An 11841-nucleotide genomic window follows, 5' to 3' on the forward strand; every position below is an offset into this window, starting at 1 on the left:
ATCTTCCTTATTCGGCCCGCGCAGGGGCGGGCTCGCGAAATTAATAAGCACGCAACGTGCGAAACACTGCTGCGACTTTACTGGCATCTTTAATGCCTGGCGCGGATTCAACACCGGAGTTGAAGTCGAGACCCGAGCAGCCAAGTTGTGCGGCTTCAACGCAATTATCTGCACTGAGCCCTCCTGCCAGCAGCACATTGCTCAGGTCTTCACCTTGCAGCAATGACCAGTCGAAACGCTGTCCGCTGCCACCTTGGCCATTATCAAACACGTAACGATCAACATGCGGCCAATCGCGTGCTGGAAGGTGGCTGCTGATGCTCAGCGCCTTCCAAATTTTCACCTCTTCAGGTAACGCGTTTCGCAGTTCTGCTACAAACGCGGGGTCTTCGTCACCGTGCAGCTGAACTGCGGTGAGGTTCAGTGATGTCGCTTTCGCTACAATGTCACTGATGGACGCGTTGCGGAATACACCTACGTATTTCAGAGGCGCAGCCAACATCACGTTTTGAGCTTGTTCAGTGCTGACTTTGCGCGGCGAGCCTTCAGCAAAAATGATCCCGCCATAAATGGCGCCCGCTTCATACGCACTGCGCGCATCTTCAGGGCGGGTCAGGCCACAGACTTTATTGTCGCCTAACAGTACGCGACGCACGCCAGCATTGAGGTCCGCTTCTTCCATTAACGCTGAGCCAATCAGGAAGCCATTCGCGAAGTGGTTTAACTCGCGTACTTGTGCATAGTTGTGAATGCCTGACTCACTGATTACCGTCACACCGTGGCCCAGACGTGGTGCCAACTGGCGCGTGCGGTTCAGGTCAATCGAGAGATCGCGCAGATCGCGGTTATTAATCCCGACCACTTTCGCTTCCAACGCAATAGCCCGCTCCAGTTCTTCTTCATTACTGACTTCAGTCAGTACGCCCATCTTCAGGCTATGCGCAACGCCTGCGAGTTGACGGTACTGTTCATCATCCAGGACGGAAAGCATCAGCAGGATGGCATCAGCCTGATAGTGACGCGCGAGATAAATCTGGTAAGGATCAATGATGAAGTCTTTGCACAACACCGGCTGAGTGATTGCAGCACTGACAATCGGCAGAAATTCAAAGTCGCCTTGAAAGTACTTTTCATCCGTTAACACGGAAACGGCGGAAGCGTAATGGCGATAGACACCTGCGATAGAAGCCGGATCGAAATCTTCGCGAATCAGGCCCTTAGACGGTGACGCCTTCTTGCATTCAAGGATAAACACCGTGCGTGTGCCGCGCAGTGCATCGTAAAAGTGACGTCCAGCAGGTTGTAAACTGTTCTGGAAGGTGGACAGCGGCTGCTGTGCTTTACGTTCTTCAACCCAGACAGCTTTGTCCTGAACGATTTTCTCTAAAACGGTGCCCTTAATGCTCATCTCATCCTCTCGCTGCCAGAGCCACAACGCGCTCGTACGCCTGACCGCTACGGATGGCGGTAATGGCACGCTGTGCGTTGTCGCGCAGATCTTCATTTCCAAATACTTTCAGCAACATTGCGACATTCACCGCAACGGCCTGCTCATGGGCGGGCTGGCCTTTACCCTGAAGTAATCGCGTTAGAATGTCACGGTTTTCTTCCGGAGTGCCGCCTGCCAGCGCTTCTTTATCATGGAAGCTAAAACCAAAGTCTTCAGGCGTCAGTTGATAACTGGTGATCTCACCGTCACGTAACTCTGCAACCTGTGTTGGGCTGTGCAGGGCAACTTCATCCATACCGCCACCGTGCACGACGGCCGCACGCTGATAGCCAAGTACTTTCAGGGTTTGGGCAATCGGCAGCACCAATTCTGCGCTGTAGACACCAATCACCGCCAGCGGAGGACGCGCAGGGTTAATTAATGGCCCCAGTACGTTGAACAGCGTGCGGGTTTTCAACTGTTGGCGCACCGGCATCGCGTGACGGAAGCCACTGTGATACTGCGGGGCAAACAGAAAGCAGACGTTAAGATCGTCCAACGCCTTCCGCGCTTTCTCTGCTGGCATGTCCAGATCAATGCCAAAGGCCGCGAGGAGATCGGATGAACCGGATTTGCTCGATACGCTGCGGTTGCCATGTTTTGCCACTTTCAACCCGCAGGTTGCTGCCACAAAGGCACTGGCTGTAGAGATATTAATGCTGTTGCTGCCGTCGCCGCCGGTGCCGACAATGTCCGCAAAGGTGTAGTCGGGGCGTGGGAAGGGCTTCGCATCTTCCAACAGTGCGGTGGCTGCCCCGGCAATCTCTTCCGGGCGTTCGCCGCGGACTTTCATGGCAATCAGCGCGGCAGCGAGTTGAGTCGGCTCAAGCTGGCCTTTGATGATGGCGCTGAACAGCTGGTGGCTTTCGGTCTGGCTCAGGGTTTCTGCCTGATACAGTTTTTCCAAAATAGTTTGCATCATAATCTCCCTATTACTTCGCCAGCGCCCAGGCCAGCGTTTGCTCTAACAGACGCGCGCCCTGGGTGGTGAGAATGGATTCGGGGTGGAACTGGAAGCCACACACACGGTCGGCATCGTGGCGCACGGCCATCACCATGCCGTTGTAGCTGGCGTTAACGGTCAAATCGGCAGGCGTATTACTGCCAACCAGCGAGTGGTAACGGGCCACGGGCAGCGGATTGCTCAACCCAGTAAACATCGCGTCACCATCGTGGTTAATAGAAGAGGCTTTGCCGTGCAGAATCTCACCGGCCTGACCGACGTGACCGCCATAGGCTTCGACAATCGCCTGATGGCCGAGGCAGATGCCGATGATGGGCAGACGGCCGCGCAGCGCTTGCAGTAACGCAGGCATGCATCCCGCATCTTTCGGTGCGCCAGGTCCAGGCGACAGCATCAGTATGGGATTCTCCATCTGCTGCAGACGTTCAATCAGCAGTTCAGCAGGCACGTTATTGCGGTAAATCACCACGTTGTGGCCAAAGGTACGCAGCTGATCAACCAGGTTGTAGGTAAAGGAGTCGATGTTATCGAGCAGCAGGATATCGGCCATCAGAAAATCTCCTTGCAATGATGGGCAGTGGCGATGGCACGCAATACCGCGCGCGCTTTATTGCGGCTTTCATCGGCTTCCGCTTGAGGTTGAGAATCGAGAACCACGCCCGCTCCGGCTTGAACCGTGGCAACACCGTCTTCTACCCAGGCAGAACGAATAACGATGCAGGTGTCGAGATCGCCATGAGCGGTGAAGTAACCGACCGCACCGCCGTAGCTTCCGCGACGCGTGCCTTCTTTCTCAGCAATCAGCTGCATCGCGCGGACTTTAGGTGCGCCGCTCAACGTGCCCATGTTCATACAAGCGCGATAGGCATGCAGGACATCAAGATCGTTGCGCAGCGTACCTACCACGCGTGATACCAAATGCATCACGAACGAGTAACGGTCCACTTTGGTCAGATCCGCCACGTAGCGGCTGCCAGGGACACAGATGCGCGCCAAATCATTACGGGCCAAATCCACCAGCATCAGATGCTCTGCCAGCTCTTTGTGATCGGTGCGCATTTCGAGTTCGATACGGCTGTCCAGGTCACGGTCCAGTGAGCCATCTGCATGACGTCCACGTGGACGCGTGCCGGCAATCGGGTAGATCTCAATCTGGCGTGAAGTGGCGTCATACTTCAGTGAGCTTTCCGGTGAGGCACCAAACAGCGCGAAATCCTGGTCCTGCATGAAGAACATGTACGGGCTGGGATTGCTGTGCTTCAACGTGTCGTAAGCGGCCAGCGGTGAAGGGCAGGGCAAGGAGAAGCGGCGCGATGGCACCACCTGGAAGATTTCGCCAATGCGAATCGCTTCCTGCATCTCACGTACCACACTGCAATACTCTTCATCGCTCTGATTGGTGCTGAGCGCCATGTGCTCAACGCGCTGTACCGGTAACGCCGGGGCAGGTTGCGTCATTTGGCCACGCAGTTGCTCTATGCGGCTTTGCAGGCGCTGGAATTCGCTGGTTGAGGGGCTAAACAGGCTCGCCTGCAGGCGGGCGCTGCGTGTCTGATGATCGATCACCAGTAACGTCTCGGCCAGGTAGAAGCAGTAATCTGGGCAGCTCTGTTCGTTACGTAATGATGGAAGGTCTTCAAAACCGGCCACCAGATCGTAAGCGAACAATCCCCCGAGGAACATGGCTTCACGCTCTTCGGCTGGGCTGTTGACCAGTTGAGGAATCAGGCGTAGCGCATCGAATACCGACAAGGCTTTCAGGCGCGAGTCTTCATCATGTAAACCCTGCGGCTGCGGGAAATGCAGTTCGCGGCCATCTGGACGAGCCTGAATGCGAACTTCTTGCGGCAGGGCCTCGTCCAGCAGCGGCAGAATCGCGCGGCCATTTTCGGAGAGGGCCTGCAGCGTGACGACATTGCCCAGCGCGCTGATGCGCAAGGCGCTATCCACAATCAGCAAACTCTTGAGGTTCTGTTTGCTGTCGATATCGGCAGATTCAAGCAGCAACGTTGCTGGACGTGCGCCGCAAATTTGATGAAACACTGCGGCCGGATCTTCGCGGTAGGGCGCGGTACCGGTAATCAACTTCAATGTAGGTTTCGCATTAGACATTATTGTGTTCTCTAAATTTCGCTCAAAAAAAAGCCCGCTCGGTGGCGGGCTCAGGTATCTGCACAGCGGTTACGCAAATTGTGCACGACGACGTCGCCCGTTAAAGGGATTATCGCGCCACCAACCTTTTGCATGCGTAACGAAAACAGCCATGATTGAATACCCTATGCGTGTGAACTTGTGTACTAGTTAACTGGTTCGGGTGAAAAATGTCAATACCCTTTTTCAGTCTGGGGCAAAATCGTTATCATGCCAGCCGGTTTATGCAGTTGCTGGAGTTACCTTGTCGGATATCGCCCGTTTTCCCCTCTATGATTTACACAGCCATACGCAAGCATCGGATGGTTTACTGACACCTACTGCGCTGGTGCAGCGTGCCGTTGAGATGAGAGTCGGTGTGCTTGCCATTACCGACCACGACACCGTTGCGGGTGTGGCTGAAGCGCAACAGGCGGTGTTGCAACAGGATTTGCCGATTCATATTCTGGCGGGACTCGAAGCTTCCACGCTGTGGGAAAATCACGAAATTCACATTGTGGGGTTGAATGTGGATTGCCAGCATCCGGTCTTGGTCGAATTTCTTGCGCAGCAGCATCAATGCCGGGCGGATCGCGCGCTGTTGATTGCGGAGCGGCTGGAACGTGCACGCATACCGGACGCGTTAGCGGGCGCACAGCGCCTGGCTCAGGGCGGTGTCATAACGCGCGGCCATTTTGCCCGTTATCTGGTCGAGATAGGCAAAGCGGATAACATGGCGCAGGTCTTTAAGAACTACCTTGCGCGAGGGAAAACCGGCTACGTGCCGCCGCAATGGTGTACAATTAAACAAGCTATTGATGCCATTCATCATTCTGGTGGTGTCGCCGTACTCGCACATCCCGGCCGCTATGGCTTGTCAGCAAAGTGGCTTAAGCGATTGATTGCCCATTTTGCAGAAGTCGGGGGGGACGCCATGGAAGTGGCGCAGTGTCAGCAAGCACCTAATGAACGGTCACAGCTGGCGACTTATGCTCGCGGTAATAAACTGGCGGCATCGCAGGGATCAGATTTTCACCAACCCTGTCCGTGGATAGAACTGGGGCGCAAATTGTGGCTTCCGGGCGGCGTGGAACCCATTTGGGAACGTTTCCCCGAGTTAGCACCGGCCTCGGCTATTGAAGACAGGTGATATGAGGTTTTTATGAGTCAATGTTTTCACATTCATCCCGATAATCCACAGCCGCGTCTGGTGAATCAGGCGGTAGATTACCTTAATAAAGGTGGCGTCATCGTCTACCCAACCGACTCCGGCTACGCGCTGGGCTGCCGTTTGGAGGAGAAGAATGCCATGGAACGCATCTGTCGGATTCGTCAACTGGATGGCAATCACAACTTCACGCTGATGTGTCGTGATCTGTCTGAACTGTCAACCTATTCGCAGGTTGATAACACGGCGTTTCGTATCCTGAAGAATAATACCCCAGGCAGCTATACCTTCATTCTGAAGGCGACCAAAGAAGTCCCGCGTCGTTTAATGAATGATAAACGTAAAACTATCGGCTTACGCGTACCCTCAAATCCAGTGGCGCTGGCCCTGTTGGAACGTCTGAATGAACCGATGATGTCAACTTCGCTGATGCTACCAGGCAATGACTTCACCGAATCGGATCCAGAAGAGATTCAGCACAGCATTGGTAAGCTGGTGGATCTTATCCTTGATGGCGGCACTCTGGGCCAGCAGCCAACAACCGTGATTGATCTCACCAGCGATACACCCGTTGTGGTGCGCGAAGGGGTCGGCGACACGCGCCCGTTCCTCTAATCACACGTGGCCGGGCGGCGTTAGCGTTGTCGGGCCAATATTCTGTTCCAGCCAATGCTTGAAATCACCATAGGGAATATACAGTGAGACATCTTTAAGGATGACTTGCTTGCTGCGTATATTGGAGATTTCATGGCTGTAGCCGACGATCACACCGCCAATTGTCTGGTCGGCATTATATACCGCGCCGCCTGACATTCCTTGCACAACGCCGGCATTTGATGCCATCGCCATACACGGTCTTTTATTCCATTTATTGGTGATGGCAGTGCGTGCTAAATTTACGCCGCTTGATTCAACCGGCATGGCTGAAATAAAGCTGTAACCGTACATCTTAATCGGTTCACCAACTTTACTGGTGCGGAATTTTGCCAGAGTTTCAGGGCTATTCTTGTGATAGATAATGGCGACATCACAATAGGGATGATAAGCCTTAACACGTTGAACAGCGGTCGTTGCCACGTGTGCAGCTGTCAGACTATATTCAGGTGTTAAAGGGATGGTGGTGCCGAGGATACCCAAACCCAGCACTGTCGGGATGCCTGTCACGCTCATATCAACGTGTTCAAGCGCCGTACGACTGTACTCAGTGTGGCCCACGGAACAACCGCTCAGTGCCAGCGCAGCAAGCGCAGGCCAAAGCAGGGTGGTTCTCATGATGAGTTGCCTTAATTTTCAGCATGCCAGTAAAATCCCTGGTGAAGACTTTCGACATGCAAATTAAATTCATTCCATGAATGAATTAACGCGTCATTTCCCGTGCGCGCCGGATTATATTATCAACGAAATAACGCAGTGATCGTTAATGGCTTGTTAGATAATCAAGTGTAAATAGTAAAGATTTCGCTTTATAAATACGATGCACCGGATTTCAGGGTTAAATTTTACACATATTTTTTTCAGAACAATTCATCAAATTTAATCTGAATCAAATAATGTGAAAATACAGACTTAATCCAACCTGCAGTGCCAATTAACTAGTAATTTATTATTACTGGAGTGATGACCCTAATTTATCTCATGTATCTGGAGTTTTATGCTGTTTTTAAATTTGGCTTTAGATTTTATGTTTGGGATTATCCTTAAGCACGGTGAGCAATGCTACCAAAGCAGTCTTGAGATGGGCTAATGTATCATTGGGCTAAAGTGGGATGAACAAGCAGGCTTATCATGCTGAAGGTAAATAACAAAAATTCAAGGGGTTGGCTTCATCGGTATCTTAGGTCCGCTGGGCAATCAATCAGATACGCAAATATATTCATCAGTGGCACGGATCGTGTGACGTAGCCTTTGGCCTTTATTATCGGCAGCAAAGGAAAAGGTGTTAACGAAACTTGCGTTAGTGTAAAATCGCGGGCCGCATGAGATTGCCGAAGTCAGGCAAAGCGGTAACAGATTCTGATATGGGAGTTGGTAATCCCTGTATCTTACCTCTTCTTACCACGACGCCTGGGAAGGCGACAACGAGGCTGCTCCATGAGCGAGAAACTACAGAAAGTATTAGCGCGCGCCGGTCACGGTTCGCGCCGCGAACTCGAAACAATGATTTCAGCCGGACGCGTCAGCGTCGATGGCAAATTGGCGACGCTGGGCGATCGCATCGAGAGTGATAAATCTCTTAAAATCCGTATTGATGGCCACTTGGTTTCAATTGCTGAGTCCGCGACTGAAGTGTGCCGCGTGCTGGCGTATTACAAACCAGAAGGTGAACTCTGTACCCGCAATGATCCTGAGGGTCGCCCAACCGTGTTTGATCGCTTGCCACGTCTGCGTGGTTCGCGTTGGATTGCCGTCGGCCGCCTGGACGTTAACACCTGCGGTTTGATGCTATTCACGACTGACGGAGAGTTGGCCAATCGCTTGATGCATCCAAGCCGTGAAGTTGAGCGTGAATATGCAGTACGTGTGTTTGGTGAAGTCGATGACGACAAAATTCGCCAGTTAAGCAAAGGCGTGCAGTTGGAAGATGGCCCTGCATCGTTCAAAACCATTAAGTTTGCTGGCGGTGAAGGCATCAACCAGTGGTACAACGTTACTCTGACTGAAGGCCGTAACCGTGAAGTTCGCCGCCTGTGGGAAGCGGTGGGTGTGCAGGTAAGCCGTCTGATGCGTGTGCGTTACGGTGACATTCAGTTACCCAAAGGCTTGCCGCGTGGTGGCTGGATGGAAATGGAGTTACCCGCAGTGAACTACCTGCGTACGCTGGTGGACATGCCAGAAGAAACGGTGACTAAAGTCGCGGTAGAGAAAGATCGCCGTCGTACTAAGGCCAACCAGATTCGTCGTGCGGTGAAACGCCACAGTAATGTGAGTGGAAGCCCGCGCCGTGGTGGTGCAAGTAGCAGCCGCAATGGTACCAGTAAAAAACGTGGTGCCTGATGTTGTGTTGACGCCGCAGTATGCGGCGTCATTGTTTTACCAGTCTATTCCCTGCTGTGCCTGAATCCCCGCGTCAAACGCATGCTTTACTGGCCGCATTTCCGTCACGGTATCCGCCATATCCAGCAAGATGCGATGACAGCCCCTACCTGTAATGATCACACTTTGATGGGCGGGACGTTGCGAGAGTGCATCCACTAACTCATCCAGGCCCAGATAATCCATGCTGACCATGTAGGTGATCTCGTCGAGAATCACCAAGTCTAGCCGCGTATCAGCCAGCATACGCCGCGCTTCTTGCCATACCTTTTGGCAGGCGAACGTATCAGTTTCACGGTTTTGTGTGTCCCAAGTAAAGCCCGTGGCCATGACCTGAAACTCGACGCCATGCTGTTCAAGCAGATTGCGTTCACCGTTAGGCCATTCCCCTTTAATGAATTGCACGGCTGCAACCGTTTTACCATGCCCACAGGCACGCAAAGCGGTTCCAAAGGCGGCAGTGGTTTTGCCTTTTCCATTGCCCGTGAACACCATTAATATCCCACGTGATTCTGTCGCGGCGGCAATACGCGCATCCACCTGCTCTTTTAAACGCTGCTGGCGTTGCTGATGACGGTCACTCATGCGCTGGCGGGTCCTGGTTTACGCCCGGGTTGTGCATCAAAACTGATGCCCGTTTTACGTCGGCTATCGTCGCCCATTAAATAGAGGTAGAGCGGCATCAAATCGGCCGGGGTCTTTAGTAAATTGGCATTCTCATCAGGGAACGCACTGGCACGCATTTTCGTGCGTGTGCCGCCAGGGTTGATGCAGTTAACCCGTAGAGGGCGATTTTTATACTCATCGGCCAGCACTTGCATCATGCCTTCGGTGGCGAATTTCGATACCGCATAAGCGCCCCAGCCTGAACGTCCCGTTCGTCCTACGCTCGATGTGGTAAACACCAGTGAACCCGCATCTGACTTCAGCAACAGCGGCAGCAGGGCTTGCGTCAGATAAAAGGTCGCATCGAGGTTAATTTGCATCACCTCGCGCCAGACGGCGGGATCAAGTTCGGCCAGCGGCACGATTTCGCCAAGGATACCGGCATTGTGCAGCACACCATCAAGACGTGGCACCAGGGCTGCGATTTGTTCAGCTAACTGCTCGCAGCTTTCTGGCGTAGCTTGGGATAGATCAAGCAACAAATAAGAGGCCGGTTGCTTATTGAGCTGATTAATCGCCTGTTCGGTTTGTTGCAGCGTTTCGGCGTTGCGCCCAAGCAAGATAACGCGAGCGCCGTAGCGCGCGTAGGTCAGTGCAGCTTCACGGCCAATGCCGTCTGAAGCGCCGGTGACGAGAATGATGCGATTTTCCAGTAGATCGCTTTTCGGTTGATAATGCACAGCGATGTCCTATGGCAGGTCAAAGGGTTTTTGGTTTTATGCCTCAATTCGTCGCAAGGTGCAATCGCTCTACCTCGCAATCTGTGCCGCCTGCGGGCATTTCAGGCGACGCAAGCGCGTAAAGCGGGTAAACTCAGCCTTTGATTGTAATTCACTGTTTAATAAGGCGGCAGAATGGATTTACTCTCCAGTTATGGATTATTCCTGGCCAAGGCCGTCACAGTCGTCGTGGCGGTTGCAGCTATTGTTCTGATTGTGCTCAATGCCGCAATGCGTAAACGTCATAGCGGCGGTCAGCTGCGCTTAACCCATCTCGACGAAGAGTACCGCGAGATGAAGGAAGATCTGCAGCTGGCTAAGATGAAGCCGCAGGCGCAAAAAGTATGGCTCAAGCAGCATAAAAAAGAAGAGAAGCAAAAGGCTAAAACAGAGAAGCGCAACGCTAAGACAGGTGTGAGCGAAGCAGCCAAGCCAACGCTTTATGTATTGGAATTCAAAGGCAGTATGGATGCGAGTGAAGTCAGCTCGTTGCGTGAAGAGATTTCAGCCGTGTTGGCGGTCGCCGTTCCAGGTGATGAAGTGTTGCTGCGATTGGAAAGCCCTGGCGGCGTAGTCCATGGTTATGGCCTGGCGGCCTCTCAATTACAACGCTTGCGTGATGCAGGTCTGCAATTGACGGCGGTGGTTGATAAAGTCGCCGCAAGTGGCGGTTATATGATGGCCTGTGTGGCTGATCGTATTGTCGCTGCACCGTTCTCTATTATTGGTTCGATTGGCGTCGTTGCCCAGATTCCTAACTTTAACCGCCTGCTCAAGCGAAATGATATTGATGTGGAACTGCACACGGCCGGTCAGTACAAACGCACGTTGACGCTGTTTGGTGAGAACACCGACGAAGGGCGTGAGAAATTCCAGGAAGATCTCAACGAAACGCATCAACTGTTCAAAGATTTTGTCCAGCAGATGCGCCCGACGCTCGAACTGGATAAGGTCGCAACGGGCGAACATTGGTATGGTCGTCAGGCGCTGGACTTGGGTCTGATTGATGAGATCGGCACCAGTGATGCACTGATTATCAAACAGATGGATCGCTTCACCGTTCTCGGTGTGCATTTCGCACGTAAGAAGAAAATGATGGATCGCTTTACCAATAGCGCCAGCCTGGCAGCAGAGCGGTTAATTCTGAAAATATGGCAGCGCGGTGATAAGCCGTTACTGTAAGCGAGCCCGGCTGATGCCGGGCTTTTTTATGCCAGATGATATTGCGCAGAAAGCTCGACGGCGAGGTGTTTAAAAACGTTAAATACCGCCGTTGTTTTCGCGGTCGGTAAGCCGTCCTCATCGAGAAAATAGGGACCGCGAAACACCAGCACGCCGCCTTGCTGAATCACGTCATGCGCTTCCATGCCAGCCAAATAATCATTGTGCTGTTTGATCATCTGATTGGCTATTTCCAGTAACGCTTGGCGTGAAATGGATTCCGTTTCTGCTGACATTTTTCACCTCTTTTTTGACAGCGATTATTCTCCTTCTATATTACTTGCCAGTTAACGTGTTCAGCAAATCTCCATCGGCCAGCAAAACTGGCGCAAAATTAACCTGAATGCTAATTAAGTTGCGTAACGGATTTTATCAGGTAGAGTGTGGGCGATTCAGCTTTCAGGGAGATCACACCCGGATGTGTGATGGTGTCAGATGGAAAACTCGCTCC

The 11841-nt window shown here is 52.7% G+C and carries 10 protein-coding genes, 1 pseudogene and 1 other annotated feature; of the genes and pseudogenes, 4 read left to right on the forward strand and 7 right to left on the reverse strand.

The window, feature by feature from the left end:
* Positions 1–40: 40 nt before the first annotated feature.
* The 3 genes and pseudogenes from trpCF to HA51_RS08670 all read right to left on the reverse strand — a co-directional run bounded on the left by trpCF (position 41) and on the right by HA51_RS08670 (position 4565).
* Positions 41–1408: a bifunctional indole-3-glycerol-phosphate synthase TrpC/phosphoribosylanthranilate isomerase TrpF gene (gene trpCF / locus HA51_RS08655; protein WP_084934137.1), complete on the reverse strand. Its 1368-nt coding sequence runs from the start codon at positions 1406–1408 to the stop codon at positions 41–43.
* A gap of 1 nt (position 1409) precedes the next feature.
* Positions 1410–3003, reverse strand: a pseudogene (trpD, locus tag HA51_RS27505) (bifunctional anthranilate synthase glutamate amidotransferase component TrpG/anthranilate phosphoribosyltransferase TrpD).
* Positions 3003–4565: an anthranilate synthase component 1 gene (locus tag HA51_RS08670; protein ID WP_084934140.1), complete on the reverse strand. Its 1563-nt coding sequence runs from the start codon at positions 4563–4565 to the stop codon at positions 3003–3005. Before HA51_RS08670 ends, trpD begins: the two are co-directional and overlap by 1 nt.
* Positions 4566–4589: 24 nt before the next feature.
* Positions 4590–4694 (reverse strand) — a sequence feature (Trp leader region).
* Between the two features lie 154 nt (positions 4695–4848).
* Here HA51_RS08670 and rnm point away from each other — a divergent pair.
* Entirely contained in the window at positions 4849–5733 is an 885-nt protein-coding gene (gene rnm / locus HA51_RS08675) for an RNase RNM (RefSeq protein ID WP_084934141.1), read from the forward strand.
* 12 nt (positions 5734–5745) lie between these two features.
* Positions 5746–6366: an L-threonylcarbamoyladenylate synthase gene (locus HA51_RS08680; RefSeq protein WP_084934142.1), complete on the forward strand. Its 621-nt coding sequence runs from the start codon at positions 5746–5748 to the stop codon at positions 6364–6366.
* On the opposite strand, the gene HA51_RS08685 is transcribed toward HA51_RS08680, so the two are convergent.
* Positions 6367–7023, reverse strand: a complete 657-nt coding sequence (locus HA51_RS08685) for a serine protease (RefSeq protein ID WP_084934143.1) — start codon at positions 7021–7023, stop codon at positions 6367–6369.
* A gap of 819 nt (positions 7024–7842) precedes the next feature.
* On the opposite strand from HA51_RS08685, the gene rluB reads away from it, so the two are divergent.
* Entirely contained in the window at positions 7843–8745 is a 903-nt protein-coding gene (gene rluB, locus HA51_RS08690) for a 23S rRNA pseudouridine(2605) synthase RluB (protein WP_084934144.1), read from the forward strand.
* A 36-nt stretch (positions 8746–8781) separates the two neighbouring features.
* On the opposite strand, the gene cobO is transcribed toward rluB, so the two are convergent.
* Entirely contained in the window at positions 8782–9369 is a 588-nt protein-coding gene (gene cobO / locus HA51_RS08695; RefSeq protein ID WP_084934145.1) for a cob(I)yrinic acid a,c-diamide adenosyltransferase, read from the reverse strand.
* On the reverse strand, positions 9366–10130 hold the full coding sequence (locus HA51_RS08700) for a YciK family oxidoreductase (protein ID WP_084934146.1): 765 nt from the start codon (positions 10128–10130) through the stop codon (positions 9366–9368). The genes cobO and HA51_RS08700 overlap by 4 nt, the downstream gene beginning before the upstream one ends.
* 174 nt (positions 10131–10304) lie before the next feature.
* Between HA51_RS08700 and sohB the strand changes: the two genes are divergently transcribed.
* Positions 10305–11351, forward strand: a complete 1047-nt coding sequence (gene sohB, locus HA51_RS08705) for a protease SohB (RefSeq protein WP_084934147.1) — start codon at positions 10305–10307, stop codon at positions 11349–11351.
* Positions 11352–11377: 26 nt separating this feature from the next.
* Here the strand turns inward: sohB and HA51_RS08710 are convergent, their stop codons facing one another.
* Positions 11378–11626 (reverse strand): YciN family protein, encoded by a 249-nt coding sequence (locus HA51_RS08710; protein ID WP_084934148.1) that lies wholly within the window; start codon positions 11624–11626, stop codon positions 11378–11380.
* Positions 11627–11841 lie beyond the last annotated feature (215 nt).

It is taken from the genome of Pantoea rwandensis, assembly GCF_002095475.1.
Lineage (GTDB): Bacteria > Pseudomonadota > Gammaproteobacteria > Enterobacterales > Enterobacteriaceae > Pantoea > Pantoea rwandensis.